This window comes from Paraburkholderia humisilvae, from assembly GCF_902859855.1.
Classification (GTDB): Bacteria; Pseudomonadota; Gammaproteobacteria; order Burkholderiales; family Burkholderiaceae; genus Paraburkholderia; species Paraburkholderia humisilvae.
The window spans coordinates 1-15,944 of the sequence record NZ_CADIKH010000054.1 but is presented as its reverse complement, the minus strand read 5'-3'; the positions used below and the strand labels follow the sequence as shown (position 1 = coordinate 15,944).

Genomic DNA, 15,944 nt, shown 5'->3' with positions numbered 1-15,944 from the left:
ATCCCGTGAATCAGGCGGACGCGAGGCCAGCCGGATGCGTCGATGGCGCAGCGCCCGGACCGGTCCAGTCAGCGCCCAGGCCCTGTTCGACAACCTGCCCGAAATCGAGCTTGATAAAGCGGTCGGCCAGATGGAAATAGCGGTCGTCGTGCGTAATCACCAGTACGGTTTTGCCCTTTGCTTTCAGCGCGGGCAGCAGACGCCGGTAAAAGGCTTCCTTGAACAGCGGATCCTGGTCGGCCGCCCATTCGTCGAACACGTAGAACAGCCGATCCTCCAGATACGCGACCAGCAGCGCAAGCCGCTTGCGCTGGCCTTGCGACAGATCGAGTGTCGAGAACGCACCGTCTTTCACGCTGATCTTGTGGTCGAGCTGCAGCTCGACGAGCAACTGCTGCGCGAGCGCATCGAGCCCCTCGGTGCGCAGGCCAAGCAGGCTCTCGAACAGGAAGAAGTCGCTGAACACCACCGAGAAATGCTGGCGGTACGTGTCGCGCGCGGCTTCGTCGACCGGCTTGCCATCAAGCAGAACGTGGCCGCTTTCGGGTACATACAGGCCCACCAGCATCTTGGCGAGGGTGGTTTTTCCGCTGCCGTTACCGCCAATCAGATAGACGAGTTCGCCGGGCCGGAACGTCAGGTCGATCGGCCCAAGCGAGAACACCTCGTTTTCCTTTTCACGGAAGTAACGATGCGTCGCGCCCTCCAGCCCGATAGTCTGGAACGTCCGTGCGGGCTGCCCCACGCGGGTGTTTTCGGGCAGCAGTTCAGCGTTGACCTGCTCGATGCGCTCGAGCGCGACGCGCGCCGACGTAATACCCGGAATCGACGCAAGTACCGCTTCGATTGGCATGATCATGTAGACGAACACGATCGCATAGCCCGACATCACGCGCGAATCGGTCTGGATGTAGCGCGCGAACACAAACAGCGTAAGCCCGATAAACGCGAACAGAATGAAGTTACCCCAGCTCGATGCAGCTGCATACAGCATGTAACCGCGCGTACGCTGCACGCGCACGGCCTCGACGCCCGTTCCGAGCGTCTCGTCGACGAATGCGCGCTTGCGCTCGCGGTGCAGCTTTAGCTCCTTCGCACCGTCGAACAGCGCGAGGAAATATTTGACCAGGTCGTCTTCACGCTTGCGCGATGCACGCAGATGAAACATCGCACGCGTATGCGCATAGCGAACACCGACCATGCCAAGCACGATCGTGAGCACCGCCACCGCGAAAATCGCCAGCGACAGGTAGCCCAGATAGATCAGGCAGCCGACGATCACTGCGCTTTGCATCGCGAGCGCCGGCAGGCCGACGAAGAACACGACGATCGTGTCGAGATCCTGCGTAAGAACCGCCAGCGACTTTGCGGCGCCCTGCTTCTCCAGATGCGCGAATGCCGCGTCACCAATACGGCGGATCGTGCGCATGCGCAGCGTGGCCTTCGCCTTCTGGCCGAGCCACATGAACAGCGACTGCGCCAGCGTGCGCGACGCGAGCGCGACGATACCGACCGCGAGGAACTGCCAGCCCAGTCGTGCAAGCCCGGACGGCGGCGCGAACAGCGCCTGATTGATGAGCGCAAGCAGCGCCGCATTGCCGAGACCGCCGACGAGGCTGGCCGCGAATGCGGCGACGAGCGCCCAGCGGGACTTACTGACCAGATGCAAAAGTAGCGACATGAGTTTCCTTTACTGGCGGCGGCCGTACGTACCGGTCATGCGCAGCAATTCATCGCGACGGATGGCGCAAAGCCTTGCAGCGCGCGCCGCACGTCACGCTGCACCGCCGTCCGTGCGACCTTCCGGGCCGTCCGCATAGACGAAGGCCTGTTGCGTTATGCCGTGCGGGCGCGTCTCGTGCGGTTGGTTCTGGCTGTGTTCGTGCGCGGCGCCGGCCGGCTGCTGCTGTAGTTGCGCCTGTTGCTGTGCTTGTAGTTGCGCTTGCTGCTACGGCCGCTGCTGAAGATGCTGCGCACCGCGCGGTGGCGTTGCTGCGCGCCCTTCGCGCGCCTGCCGGCGGCGCGTCAAAAACGGGCAGCGGTCGTCGGCCGGCAGATTCACATCGTCCAGAAAATATTGCTTCCATTCGAGATTGCCTGGATCTCCGTAAAAGCCCAGATCGGGATGCGCAGGAATTTTGTCCCACGTATCGAGCCGTCTGCGCACCTGGCTACGCGCCTCGCGGCCGATTACCTTGTTCGTTATCGTATCGACGAACACCGCGCGCGGCTGGAACAGCAGCACCATGCCGGGCCCGAGATTGCGGCTGTGGCGCGCGCGAAACGACGGGCACGCGCATACCACGAACATCTGCAGGCCCGCATATGAAAACTCCCACGCTTCGTCCGACGGGTCCGGCTGCGCGTCGGCCGCCGGGTCAGGGTCGACGTCGTGCAGTTGCTGCAGGATCTGCCAGAACAACGTGCGATACGCGTCATGCGCAAGTGGCTCGCGGTCCGGCTCGAAGAACACCGCAATGTTGTTGCGGTGATACGCGGGCTGCGACGCCAGCTCGGCGAAGGTTTGCATCGTCGCCGGCAGATCGTGCGTGTCCTCGCCGTTCACGAACGCGTAGAACATCTCGCCGCGCCGCTCTGCCATCGTGCCGAAAAAACACGGATACGCGGCATCGAGCACCTGCTCGCGCAGCGTCGCATACGATGTATCGAGCCACGCCGGGACCGCAACGGCGGCACCGGTTGCGCGCCCGGCAATGATACGGCTTTTCCAGTCACTTGCCACTAACCGTTCGGAATGCAAATCAAGTTCCGAAGCCGTCGCGCCGACCCTCATTACGCCATTGCCTGCTTGCATCATTCGCTCCCTCTTCCTGTGTCAGGGTTGCGCGCGCCGTGCGCGCGAGCCATCCCGAGCCGTGCAGCCGGGGATGTTCGATCTGTTGTCGTGGGGAAGAGGCACTTGCTTCGATGTAGGTCGACCTTGCATCGCGCTGCGCCTCGAATCGTGCATCGGGACTGCCGTTGCGGCGTCTTGTGGCCTCCTGCAGGTTCGTCAGGCCGCAGCCGGCGCCGGCTGCTCTAGTTCGGCAACCAGCGCGCGCACCCATTCGTCGGGAATAATCGGCTGGTGATACGTGCATATTCCGGACACCACCGTCGAGCCATGTAGACGACCATCCGGAATCAGCACCATGTCGCCCTTGCTCATCTGGAGCTGCATGCCGACGTTGCCCCAGAACAGCATGTCGCCGTCCTCGATCATGACCAGCCGATGGTCGTTATGCACATGTGTGGTCGAACACATTTCGTGCGGCTCGACAAAGGTCTCGCGATCGATGCCGGGGCACTCGGCGTCGATACGTGCGCTGATTCGCTGCGCGAATTCGACGTAGCGGCGAATCGACGACAGCCAGCGCAACTGTTCGCCTAGGTCCCAGCGGCCTCGCCCGGCGAGCCGCTCGCCGGCCACCTGGCCTTCGAGACATTGCGCCAACGCCGTGCTGCCGTGTCGGTCCGCGATGCTGCGCAACGCATTCGCAAAGCGTGCCGCGAGTGCCTGCTTTTGTGCCTCCGCGTCGCGCGGCTCGGCGCTGTCCGGCCGCAGATGCGCGCAGGCACGCTCGAGCGCGACACCAAACGCGAGCGCCTCAGCTTGCGCCGCAAAGGTAGCCCCGGTCAGACCGAATGCGCGATCCGGGCGGCGTGCCAATGCGTGCAGCAAGTTGCATTTCGCGAGGCTGGTGGGGAGGTAGAACTGCCAGTACGCATGCTGTTCGCGCGTCAATTCGCAAAACGTGGCAATGCGTTGCAGCAGCGCTTCGGCGGCGGGCTCGCCGTGCAGTGCGGGGCGCGCAGCTGTCGGCAGAAAATCGAAGAAACCGCTTGCAGCTGCCTGCGCCAGCGCGCGGCGTTTCGACGGCGCGAGGCACCAGCGCTGTACTAACGCAAAGCGCAGGCCCTCCTCGAGGTAATCGTTGCGCATCAGCCGTGCGAAAGTCTGTTCCCAGAACGCGGTTTCGTCGTCGACGATGCGCGTGAGACGCGCACATGCGGTATCGACGTCGATGGCCGGCGTCGCGCCACCCGCCAGATAGCTGAATGCATACGCTTCGAGAAACGGCGCGATCTGCGCACCGAGCACTTGGGTGGCGTCGCTATGGAAGTTCGCGAACTGGCGCCATGCGTCGACATCGTTGCGCGGCACGCGTAACACACCTAGCTCGTAGATCGACAGCAGTGTGCGGTTCGACGCAAGTGCCGGCAGCCGGCTGACGTTATGTTCGCGCACCGGCTTCTGGAACTTCAGAAATTCAAGGTCTTCCGGCCGCAGCGGCCGACGATGATAGTCACCGTCGAGCACCAGTTCTTCGACCGTCGCGCTGCGAAACGGCTCGGCCCCCGCAAACTGCCTGATCAGCGACACGTACTGCGCGCTTTGCCCTTCGAATGGCGCAAAATCGAACAATGGTGAGAGAGCCTGCGTCATGATCGATATTCCTTGCGTTTGAATTGCGTTGCTATCGCGGTTCAAGTGCTTCATGCATGTCGTGCACGCCGCTTTCGTTATGCTCGTCGCACGCGTGATGTGACCTACGCGGTCATCGCGACCAGCACGCGGCGCTTGCCGTCGAACGGCGCGCGTCCGTGCGACATCATTACGTTGTCGAGCACCATCAGGTCTGCTGCACGCCAGTCGAATGCCAGCATCGTGTCCCGATAGACCGCGCGTATCTCGTCGAGCATCGCGCTGCTGATCGGCGAGCCGTCGCCGAAATACGCGTTGCGCGGCAGGCTTTCCTCATCCACCGCTTCGAGCAGCGCTTCGCGCGTGTCGGGCGGCAGGCCCGACACGTGAAACAGATGCGCCTGGTTGAACCAGACCGCTTCGCCCGTTGCCGGATGACGCCACTCGGACTGGCAGATCTGGCGTGTGCGCAGCACGTCACCGTCATCGAGCCATTCGAATGCGATGTCGTGCGCGCGGCAGTAGCGCTCCACTTCATCACGCGCTTCGGTGCCAAACACGCTTTGCCACGGCACATCGAGACCGTTGCCATAGTTGCGCACGTACATCACCTGCTTGCGCGAGAACAACTCGCGCAGCGCCGGTTCGAGCCGTCGATACACCAGCCGGCTATCCGCCACCGGTGTCGCTCCGCCTTGCCGCGCGGCCACATCGCAGTAGAAAAAAATCGAAGCGGGCCACGTGCGCGTGTACGACTGCTCGTTATGCTGATCGATCCACTGCGACGCCGGGTATTCGGTCGACGAGTACACGTTTTTTTCAACCCGGCTGCGTGGCGTCGAGCCGAATTCGTAAGCGAGCAACGGCTGACCGAAGGCCGCTGCAAAGCGGTCGAAGCCTTCGACGCCCAGCGCATCGAAGCCGCGCAACAGCACGCCACCATAGCGGCGCCGCGCCCGCTGGACGAGTTCGCGCAACTGCCCTGCGTCCGCTGCCGTAGCTTCGCCTGCGGCCGGACTCAGCACCAGCAGCGCAGTGCCGTTTTGCTCCAGCACTTCCGTGTAGCACGTGCTTGCGGCGTCGTTGATCATTGCGTGCATGGCCGATACCCTGTCAAGTCCAGTTCCGCCCGGCAGCTGTGCACAACACCGAGCGCGTGCGTCATCGTTTCGATCACCGCCGGTGCGTGCGTGTTGACGAAAAAGTGTCCGGCGTCAAAGCGCCGCACCGTGCACGTTGCATCGGTATGCGCGCTCCATCCGGCAACCGCAGATGCGTCCGCAGTCGCAGCGTCGCGATTGCCGACAAACACGTCGACCGGACAACCGAGCCGCCACGAAGCGTGCAACTCGCGACGCGAGCGCAGAAAATGCGGATATGTCCCGCTCAAATGAAAATCGGCGCGTAACACCGGCCACATGAAATCCATAAAATCGGTATCCTCCAGCAGCTCTTCCGGTGTTCCACCGAGTTCACGCAAGCGCGCCGCCATCTCGTCCACGCCGCAGTCGATCCAGTGTTCGTCCAGCTTCCTCAATTCCGGTGCAATACACGCCGATGCGCCGAACCACAACGGCTTGCGCCCATCGCGCGCTTCGAGCGCACACAGCAGTTCGAAGCCCACCAGCGCGCCGAGGCTATGGCCGAATAGTGCGAACGGCATGCGGCCATCCAGTTCGGACAGGCACTGATCGGCCAGTGTGTCGATCAACGCCGGCCATTGCGTCAGCGCCGGCGTGGTGATGCGCGTGCCGCGGCCAGGCAGATCGAGCGGATGAAGCTGTATTGCCGATGCAAGATGCGGCAGCCACTGCCGGTAAAGCAACGCACTGCCGCCGGCGTGCGCGAGACAAATTAGAGTGACGGGTTCGTCGTCGAGTACGCGAACCGGAACTTGCGCGGACGACTGCGCCAATGCTGAGCCCGCCATTCGTCAGCCGCGGGGTTCGGCTTCTGCGGCCATTGCCTCGCGCAAGCTCAGCGGGCGCATGTCGATCCACACTTCGTCGATGTAGTCGAGACACTCCGCCTTCTTGCCGGATTTACCCGCATCACGCCAGCCCGCGGGCATCGGTTTGTAGTCGGGCCAAATGGAGTACTGCTCTTCGTGATTGATTACCACGCGAAATACCGTGTCTTCGTCGCCCCAACTCATCGATCACTCCAGTTCAATGATGTGCACATGCTTCGGATTACGGATTGATGAAGGTGCTTTGCACTGCGCCGCAGTTCTTCCAATCCGTCAAGCAAACGAAATAGACCTCTCAAATGAGGATTATTGTTTTTAGGCGACAAAGCTAGAGGCAGAATTTGTCTTTGTCAAGGCATTTTGTTTAACGTGGCCGATAGCGTGCGTGACTGACTATTTTTTTACTCATTCTGCATCTTTAAAGCTTCGCATAGCATATTGATTCGACAAAATTGATAAACAGCATAACAACTGATTACGCCATTTATGCGATTTTTTCGTGCGCGCATTGTGGTTTGATGACGGCCGACGAGCCAAATATGGAGATGAAATCTTAAGGTTGGGATGGCTAATTCCTACGACCGCTTTGCAATGCCAATACAATTGCGCGTCACTCAGAGGAAGCTTCAGAATCCGGACAATAGAGCACGTTAAGCGGCAAAGCCCGGTGGTTATTGGCCTTGGGTGTTACCGTGCGGTGAATGCGTTGTTCATTTGTCGTGCCCGCTCGATATCGTCGCCATGCGGGTACATCGAAGTCGTGGCGATCGACGCGTGGCGCAGGTTGTCGCACACCAGGGTAAGTTCCGCTCCGCGCTAGGGGCGTGACTTGCATGGCTATGGCGCATCCAGTTTCGGCTTGAAGGCGTAGTTTTTCAGCGACGGCCGGATGGTCGGACTGGATCACGTGGGCAGCCTGCTCGAAAAAGCCCCGCGTGATGTGCCACAGGCGCCTGCCGACGATACCTGCATCGCTGTCCTCTCCAAGACTGGCACCCAGCGTTGCGGGGTAACCGGCAACCGCCGCTGAATCAGGTACTGGTCTAGCGCACAAAGGGCCAGCGACGGCAGCGCGATTCTTGCACGTTTGCCGCGTTTACCTATCACGCACAGCTCTGGTGCAAATTGCGACGTGAAAACAGTTAAGGTGTTGACTGAACGAACTGATGGTCGTCGATGAGTAAGCTGAAGAGTCTTGACGAGTTGTTTGATGGACCATACTTTGATGCCGAGATCATCATTCTGCGTGTCCGCTGGTACCTGCGCTACAAACTCAGTCTGCGAGAGCTTGTCGAGATGATGGCTGAACGCGGATTGTCACTCGCACACACGACGATCCTGCGCAGGGTAGCAACGCCATGCGCCGGAATTCATCAAGCGCTGGAATCGTTTTGGCACACCTACGGGACAGTCGTGGCGTGTCGACGAGACCTACCTGAAGATTCGTGGCAAGTGGGCGTATCTCTACAGGGCGGTTGATCGGGCTCTGGGCAGACGGTGGACTTCATGCTGCGCGCGCAGCGCGACGTGAAGGCGGCCAAAGCCTTCTTCAGCAAGGCCATCAAACATCAAGGCCAACCGCCGGAGACGATCACGCTCGATGGTGACGCAGCCTCGCACCGCGGGGTGCGCGAAATGAAAGTCGACGGCCTGCTGCCGGAGGATACCGCGATACGATCCTCGAAGTATTTGAATAACCTGATCGAACAGGATCATCGTAACGTCAAGTCCAGAACGAACGTCATGCTCGGGTTCAAACTTTTCGGGAACGCTGCGAGCGCGATTTCAGGGATCGAGCGCATTCGCAAAGGACAAGTTCGTCTTGCCAGCTTGCGACTCAAGGATACGGCGCGCCCGCTGTCTGGAATGTCGTCCTCTCTTCTCAATAAGACATCCTATCTATAAAACATAAGATCGCCCCGTCCGGCGATTTGCACCAGAACCCTTTTTTGATCAGTATGTCAAGCTATTAGTCTTATGAGGGGCCGGCAGCAGAAATGTGATCCCATCATCGTTACGCCTCTATTTCGACGCTTAACACATGCTGCAGCTTTGAACCTCTTTATTGAGAAAATGCGATGGCTTATTCGTTTCGTGTGGTATCCGCGGTTTCGCTGTTCATCATCGTTGCCGTCCCAACCGCGCTGAACGCATGCAGCGGGTCGTCCATTGACGTAGCCTCAACCGCACAGGTTACCGCCTATCGTGCAGACATTCGCCGGACCCAGGATGGCATCCCGCATATTAAGGCCGGTGACTGGGGCAGTCTTGGCTACGGCTATGGCTATGCACAGGCTCAGGACGACCTCTGCACGCTTGCCGACGGGTTTACTACATGGCGCGGCGAGCGCTCCGCCTACTTCGGTGCCGACGCGCGACCGATGTCAGCGGCGACGTTCGGACGGCCACGCAATCTGGATCTCGATTTCTTCATCCACTTCACCGTCGACGATGCCGCAGTGGCGCGCTTTCGCGCGACCCAATCGGCGCAATTGCGGAATCTCGTCACGGGGTTTGCCGATGGCTACAACCGCTATATCGACGACCTGAATCGCGGGCGCTTTCCTGGCGCACACACGGAATGCGCGGGCAAGCCGTGGGTGAAACCAGTATCGGCCGACGATCTTTACCGGCGGCTCATCTCCGCCAACCTTGCGGGCGGGGCGATGCACTTCATCGAAGGGATGGTGCATGCGCGGCCACCTGTCGCGGCGCCAACGGTTACCACGGGTATGCTGCCGCCCCGACTATGGAGCGATGCCAATGTACACGGCACAGCGGCCGGCAATCTGGTCGCCGTGAGGTCGGGGGATGAATCGCAAGGTGATGTCGCGCGGCTCGCAGTCGGTGGCCATGCCGGCATCGGCAGCAATGCGTTCGCGTTCGGCGGAGCCTCGACCCACGACGGTCACAGCCTGCTGTTCGGCAACCCGCACTGGTTCTGGCGGGGCCCGGACCGCCTCTATCAGGCGCAATTGACGATTCCCGGCCAGATCGACGTTGCCGGTGCGTCGTTCCTTGCCTCACCTGTGATCATGCTTGGTTTCAATCGCGACATCGCGTGGACGCACACGACCTCGAGCGCGCGTCGCTTCGGCCTGTTCGAGCTGAAACTCGTGCCCGAAGCACCAACCCGCTACGTGTATGATGGCCGCGAGGAAACGCTGGACGCAGTGCCGGTTACCGTGCAGGTGCGCGATCCTGCGACCGGTGAACTCGAGCCGGTCACGCGTGTTCTGTATCGCTCGCGTTTCGGGCCGATCGTGGATCTGTCGTCGATGTCGCCCGCACTCGGCTGGAGCGCGATGCATGCGTTTGCGCTGCGCGACGTGAACGCGGACAACACACGGGCGTTCGAGAATTTCCTCGCGTGGGGCCAGGCCCGCTCGCTCGATGACTTCATCGCGATCCAGAAGCGTCTCGTGGCGATGCCGTGGGTCAACACGTTTGCGATTGGTCGCAACGATCCGCGGGTCTGGTTCGCCGATATCGGCGCAATGCCGGACGTGCCGGACACGCTCGCTGCAGCCTGCACAACGCCGATGGGCCATGCGCTTGATGTGCGCATGCCAGGAGTACCGGTGCTCGACGGCTCACGTTCCGCATGTATGTGGCCGGGTAACGGCTCACTTGGCGATACGCTGCCCGTCGCAGCGATGCCGAGCCTGCTGCGGCACGATTACGTAGGGAATTTCAACGGCAGTTACTGGCTCACGAATCCACAGGCGCCGCTCACGGGTTTTGCACAGATCACGGGGCAGACAAGTGAGCCCCAATCGCTGCGCACGCGGCTCGGTCACGCGCTCGCGGCGCAATTGATGGCGCAACCCGGCGGCATCACGCGCGATGCACTGGAGCGGACAGTGCTCTCCAGTACGTCAATGTCCGAGCAGCTCTTCCGGCAACCGTTGCTTGATGGGCTGTGCGCGCCAGGAACAAGCGCGCAGGCCACGCAGAGCGTCGATCTGGGCGAAGCGTGCAACGTGCTGCGGACATGGGACGGTGTTGCGAACATCGGGTCACGCGGAGCGAACCTGTGGGGCCAGTTCTGGCGCCACGCGCAGGACATACCGGCAGCGCAGCTCTACACGGTACCGTTCGATCCGGCCCGACCACTCACTACGCCCGCCGGCCTGAATACTGCCAACCCCGCGATCAGCGAGGCGCTAGGTGCGGCCGTGGTGGATATGCGAAATAATGGCTTCGCGCTCGATTCGACGCGCGGCGAACTGCTCTACACGCAGCGCGGTAGCGTCAGGATTCCGCTATACGGCGGCTGCGATCCGGAGGGTTACTTCACGGTAGCCTGCGCACAGCATCCGCTTACAAGGCAGGGCTATCCGCTCGAAGCTGACGCGCATGCCAACAGTTATGTGCAGGTAGTTAGCTTCGGGACGGACGGTCCTGAGGCGGATACGTTACTGTCGTATTCGGAATCGGACGATCCCGCTTCGCCGCACTTCTCGGACGCGACGCTCAGTTATTCGAAGAAGGCGTGGGCGAGGTTCCCATTCACCGAGCAGGCGATTCACGAGGCGCCCGGCGTGAAGCAAACGACGCTGAGTGGGCCTCGAACAGGCAGGTAGGATACGGCAAAAAGTCCTGCGCCTTTCTCCAGCTCTGATGTGATGGACGACTCCCGCTAAGTGGCAAGAGATTGTGTCAAAGTGGGACAAGCCGTGATATCCACGGCAAAGGAGGCGTTCATCATGAACATAGCGACTGTTGGACTGGACCTGGCCAAAAACGTGCTGCAGGTTCACGCCGTCATCAAGGAGCTGGTGTGGAAATTCCGTATCAACCTGCGCGTCGGGCTGACGCAAGGAGCGTAGCCGAGGTCTTCATCGCGTTTCTGAAGCTGGGCCTTACCTCGTTCGGTGGCCCGATCGCACATCTGGGCTACTTCCGGCGTGAATTCGTCGAGCGACGTCGATGGCTCGATGATGAGGCATACAGCGATCTCGTCGCGCTCTGCCAGTTTCTGCCCGGCCCCGCGAGCAGCAAGGTCGGTTTTTCGCTGGGACTGATGCAAGCCGGCGGGTTCGGCGCGCTGGCGGCATGGTTAGCGTTCACCCTGCCATCGGCGCTGCTGCTGATCGCCTTCGCGTACCTCACGCCCGATCTGCACGGACCGGTGGGTCGGGGGTTGACGCACGGACTGAAACTCGTGGCGGTGGTGGTAGTTGCCCAGGCGGTCTGGGATATGGCCCGGAAACTCTGTCCGGACAAGACGCGCGCCGGCATCGGCCTGACCGCACTCGTGATCACCTGTGTGCTTACCACCGGCTATGCACAGCTGATAGTGATCGCACTGGGTGCGGTATTGGGCCTGATGCTCTGCCGCGTCCCGACGCGGCGCGGCTCCAGTCCGGATGGGCGATCCCCCACCCGGTCGGCTGGGCGGCGCTGGTGGTGTTTTTCCTGTTGCTAGTGGGCTCGCCCTTCATGTGCCCTTTGGGCGGACAAGCCTATGCCGTGTTCGACGCCTTCTATCGGTCTGGCGCACTGGTGTTCCACTGGTGTTCGGCGGCGGCCACGTCGTGCTTCCGCTGCTGCAGCCGCAAACGGTCGCACCCGGATGGATGCTCCGGGCGATTTTTTTGCGGGTTATGGGGCCGCGCAGGCGGTGCCAGGACCGCTTTTTTCGCTGGCGGCCTATCTGGGCTGGATGATGCAGTCCGCCCCAAAGGGACTCGCCGGCGCGGCGCTGGCGCTTGTGGCTATCTTTCTTCCGGGCTTGCTGTTGCTTATTGGGGGCGCTACCTCACTGGCAATCGCTGCGGCAGCGCCGTTCGATGGGCGCCGCACTGCATGGGTGTCGACGCGGCTGTCGTCGGACTGCTAGGCGCTGCGCTCTACAATCCGCTGTGGACGAGTGCCGTGCTTTCGCCGGCCGATTTCGGCATCGCGGCAGCCGGTTTTTTCTGCTCACCCGATGGCGCGTGCCGCCTTTGGCGATCGTGCTTCTGTGTGCACTCGCGGGGCTGGGTGAAGCATTGATTCAGTTGTCGGCGCGGGAGCCTGGTCGGTCGACCAGGCTTTACACCAAACGTTGCTCTTGCGGCGAAACCGACCCAGATAGGACACACGCTGCATTCTTGCTGCTGACGCGGTGGAAACCCGCCTCTCGCCATCGTCACACTTTGCGCACTTGCGGAAATCGCTGAGGTCTTCCTGCGTTGAGGCGGGGATCGTCACATGCCAGACATCCCGGGCTCATCTGGAGTAACTACGCCAGACGGGCCCACCACCTCGACAATCCCCATCATGCCCCTGTCCTCGTGATCGACCGCATGGCAGTGGTACACGAAACGGCCGGCTATCACCGGGTCAGTAAACGGGATCACCACCTTGAGCGAACTCGATCCAAGATCGGTCGCCGGCGGAATGGAATAAGTGTCGTGCAAGCTGTCCCTGCGCTGCGCTACGCCATTCACTTCCGTCACGAGAAAGGCGGTCTGGTGAATATGAAAACTGTGGTACTGCTCGTCCGTGTTGACGATGGTCCACTCTTCGGTGTCACCTAGTCGTACAGTCTGGTCGACGCGGCTCTCGTCCATCGTGCGACCATCGATCATAAACATGCTCCGGTCGGGCGTGCGCGAATAGTCGAGCGTCCGGCGACGCGCGATCGTCGCGCTGCGCACGTCTTCAAGCCATCTGGGTCCGCGGACCTTCTGATTTAGCACGTGGTCTTCAATCGGTGAAGTCGGCATCGCGGGACCGGAAGACACGACCGTCGCGATCTGCTGAACGGGCTCCGGTGGTAGCCATGCTTCGTTCTGGAAGGATATTGTGCGCATCGCGTACTCGCCCGCTGGCGGGCCGATGAAGACAATGTCGTATCGCTGGCCCGGACCCATGAAGAACTCAGTGGTTCGCCGTGGTTTCGACAGAACGTGACCGTCGGTGGCAACAACATAAAACGGCAGGCCCTCAAGAGCAAATTTCATGAACAGCGTGGCGCCAATGTGCGCTATGCGCCAGAATTGAAGCTCCCCGGGCCTGGTCGAAACCACGGGATTGATCTGGCCATTGATCGAAACGACCTCGCGTCCTGCGTGTTCCACATGCTTGATGAGAAGGAGGCGCTCGGGCATTCCTTTCAGAATCGGGAAGCGCTCTTCCATGCCTTCTACGATAAGTCCGCCAGACATACCACCGAGTATCTGGGGCGTCACCACGCCGTGCGCGTGCGGGTGGTACCAGAACATCCCCGGCCCCTGCCGGTCATGCGCCGGAATACTCACCAGATAATCAAAGGTGCCGCCGGGCGGAACATGAATGAACACGTTGTCGCTATGGCCACGCGGCGACACGCTCATCCCGTGAAAATGAAGATTGCTTGGCTCGTCTGGAAGGTGATTGTTAAATCTGATTTTCATCACGTCACCCAGTCTGACGCGCAATACCGGTGGGATGTATTCACCGTTGTACAGTCGCCCTGGAAAAGAGAACGAACCAAGCTGCACTTCACCTGTGGCAGCAGTGAGCGTCGTCTCAAGCGTACCATTCTTGCTGCGTGTCTGCGGTGGCTCAAGCAGTGCGTCCCCAAGCCGCGTTTGCGCCTGGACAGATGCACTCAATATTGCGCTTCCTGTCACAACTTCAGCGGTAGCTCGCAAGACGCCGGGAAGCAGCGCAGCTTTGCCTGTGCGCCCAAGGAGCGCAAGAAAATTCCGGCGCTGCCGGTTCAGTAAATTCCTGTACACAGATTTCCAACCCTCAACTATTGAACCAGAACGAGCCTGCGTTCGCACCCCGCCAACCGGTGACAACACGTGTGCGGTATTTAGTCGTTTGTTGTTAGCTTAACCTTAGCTTCGCATGGAGGTGAACGCCCGAACAGATGCTCTATAGATTGTATTGGCTGAGCAGGGGAAACCACGCTGTTCAGTTTCAAGCCGAATGCGGTCAAATTGTCGTCGCCAAATATCGCCATACCCATCCCCGAGGCGTTGTCGTGTGCTGATTATATAGCCACGTTTCGACCAATCTGACGCCGGGCAGCAGGTCCGGCCGGCGGGAAATTGTCGGCGATCTAGCCTGCGACGTCGAGAGGCTGTCTGTGGCCGATCCCTGCCGGATGATGCCGCGACTACATTAAGGATGGCTCTGCAAATGGATTGCTGGTTATTCGCGTTGGCCGTTCGGCTCTGGTGCAAATAGTTTCGGTGAATCGGTTAAAGTAGCCGGCCATCAAACTGGTAGCCGGTGATGAGCAAGCGAAAAGGTCTGGAGGGGCTGTTCGGTGGACGGCATTTTGATCGGGAGATCATCATTCTGTGTGTACGCTGGTATTTGCGCTACAAGCTTAGCCTGCGGGATCTGGTCGAGATGATGGCAGAGCGCGGTTTGTCACTCGCGCACACGACGATCATGCGTTGGGTTCAACGTTACACGCCCGAATTCGTCAAACGGTGGAATCGTTTTAGCTCGCCCACGGGACAGTCGTGGCGTGTCGACGAAACCTGCCTGAAGATCCGCGGCAAGTGGGTCTACCTCTATCGTGCGGTAGATCGGGCCGGCCAGACGGTAGACTTCATGCTGCGCGCAAAACGTGACGTAGCAGCAGCAAAAGCATTTTTCAACAAGGCCATCAAGCACCAGGGGCAGCCACCGAAAAGCATCACACTCGATGGCTATGCGGCCTCGCACCGGGCCGTGCGCGAGATGAAGGTCGACGGCTTGCTGCCTGCCGGCACCGAGGTCAGATCCTCGAAGTATCTGAATAACCTGATCGAGCAAGACCATCGAAACATCAAGTCCCGGACGAAGGTCATGCCGGGTTTCAAGCGGTTTAGAGGCGCCACGACTACGATTTCAGGCATCGAGTTGATGCATCGCATTCGCAAGGGGCAATTCAATGTCGCGACGCCCGACCTCAAAGACACCGCTACGCCGACCGTCTGGAACGCGGTCCTCTTTGCTCAATAAGTCATCCTGTCAAAATTAGTTTCCTTGACTGTTTCCGCCATTTGCACCAGAGCCGTGCGACACGTGTCGCCGTCCGCCGAGCGTTAATCGGCAAGCAGTATGGATGGCAAAGTTCTTTCTTGTCTTGTCACACATTCGATGACCAATGTGTCGGTGGTCGAGGCTGTGACCTGTTGTACGGTCAACAGTTGCCTACCTGGACATGCGCGATGGGTAACCGTCGGGTGTGAAGCTCCGGGGACAATGTACTTCTCGAAAGAAGATTCACCTCGGCGACGAGGAAGGAGTCGACACTGCCAGCAGCCGTGCGGTGTGAAGGCCAGGCAAGTTCCGCACGCACAACGTAAAGTGAACGGTTGTGTCGCGATAACGGTGGGAGGATGAGTGACAGGTTAAAATGAAAAGGACTACTTACATGATCAGCGAATAGAACTGAGCGGCGGGAGTTCTGTTTGCGTCGTCGTGCATCTGCCCTTTGCGGATCATGTGCATGTATATGAACGCCTCCCGTTTGCGAAGCAATTTCGCATGCTTTGACGTCCAGGATCGGCTGCGGCTGTATATACGGCCTTACTGCAAAACGGACGCAGCGGGCCCCTATGAAATTCGCTG

General features: G+C 60.4%; 10 protein-coding genes and 3 pseudogenes. 5 read left to right on the top strand and 8 right to left on the bottom strand.

What is annotated here, in order from left to right; genetic code table 11:
- Positions 1-10 precede the first annotated feature (10 nt).
- From HV796_RS33100 to HV796_RS44345, 7 genes and pseudogenes are all read right to left on the bottom strand, one after another.
- Positions 11-1,681: a cyclic peptide export ABC transporter gene (locus HV796_RS33100; RefSeq protein ID WP_175232111.1), complete on the bottom strand. Its 1,671-nt coding sequence runs from the start codon at positions 1,679-1,681 to the stop codon at positions 11-13.
- Between the two features lie 267 nt (positions 1,682-1,948).
- Complete coding sequence (locus tag HV796_RS33095) at positions 1,949-2,815, bottom strand: YqcI/YcgG family protein (RefSeq protein ID WP_377692173.1); 867 nt, start codon at positions 2,813-2,815, stop codon at positions 1,949-1,951.
- Positions 2,816-3,013: 198 nt separating this feature from the next.
- Positions 3,014-4,447 (bottom strand): cupin domain-containing protein, encoded by a 1,434-nt coding sequence (locus HV796_RS33090; RefSeq protein WP_175232110.1) that lies wholly within the window; start codon positions 4,445-4,447, stop codon positions 3,014-3,016.
- A gap of 104 nt (positions 4,448-4,551) precedes the next feature.
- A complete protein-coding gene (locus HV796_RS33085) occupies positions 4,552-5,526 on the bottom strand; it encodes a TauD/TfdA family dioxygenase (protein ID WP_246356162.1) in 975 nt (324 codons plus the stop codon).
- The gene (locus tag HV796_RS33080) at positions 5,514-6,356 is read right to left on the bottom strand and encodes a thioesterase II family protein (RefSeq protein ID WP_175232109.1); all 843 of its coding nucleotides are present in this window, start codon (positions 6,354-6,356) and stop codon (positions 5,514-5,516) included. Before HV796_RS33080 ends, HV796_RS33085 begins: the two co-directional genes overlap by 13 nt.
- 3 nt (positions 6,357-6,359) lie before the next feature.
- Positions 6,360-6,581 carry an MbtH family protein gene (locus HV796_RS33075; RefSeq protein ID WP_175232108.1) on the bottom strand — a complete coding sequence of 74 codons (222 nt, stop codon included), beginning with the start codon at positions 6,579-6,581 and terminating at the stop codon, positions 6,360-6,362.
- A 501-nt stretch (positions 6,582-7,082) separates the two neighbouring features.
- Positions 7,083-7,508 (bottom strand): annotated as a pseudogene (locus HV796_RS44345) (integrase); the annotation flags it as partial.
- Positions 7,509-7,571: 63 nt separating this feature from the next.
- Between HV796_RS44345 and HV796_RS45955 the strand changes: the two are divergent.
- The 4 genes and pseudogenes from HV796_RS45955 to chrA form a co-directional block, all read left to right on the top strand.
- Positions 7,572-8,284: pseudogene (locus HV796_RS45955) on the top strand (IS6 family transposase).
- A gap of 189 nt (positions 8,285-8,473) precedes the next feature.
- The gene (locus HV796_RS33065; protein WP_175232107.1) at positions 8,474-10,981 is read left to right on the top strand and encodes a penicillin acylase family protein; all 2,508 of its coding nucleotides are present in this window, start codon (positions 8,474-8,476) and stop codon (positions 10,979-10,981) included.
- A gap of 123 nt (positions 10,982-11,104) precedes the next feature.
- Positions 11,105-11,227 carry a hypothetical protein gene (locus HV796_RS45500; RefSeq protein ID WP_281369916.1) on the top strand — a complete coding sequence of 41 codons (123 nt, stop codon included), beginning with the start codon at positions 11,105-11,107 and terminating at the stop codon, positions 11,225-11,227.
- Positions 11,179-12,379: pseudogene (chrA, locus tag HV796_RS45950) on the top strand (chromate efflux transporter); the annotation flags it as partial. The gene HV796_RS45500 and the pseudogene chrA, both read left to right, overlap by 49 nt.
- Positions 12,380-12,589: 210 nt before the next feature.
- Here the strand turns inward: chrA and HV796_RS33055 are convergent.
- Complete coding sequence (locus tag HV796_RS33055; RefSeq protein ID WP_217478053.1) at positions 12,590-13,981, bottom strand: multicopper oxidase family protein; 1,392 nt, start codon at positions 13,979-13,981, stop codon at positions 12,590-12,592.
- 631 nt (positions 13,982-14,612) lie between these two features.
- Between HV796_RS33055 and HV796_RS33050 the strand changes: the two genes are divergently transcribed.
- Positions 14,613-15,332, top strand: coding sequence for an IS6 family transposase (locus HV796_RS33050; protein ID WP_175232116.1), 720 nt, complete (start codon positions 14,613-14,615; stop codon positions 15,330-15,332).
- Positions 15,333-15,944: the final 612 nt, after the last annotated feature.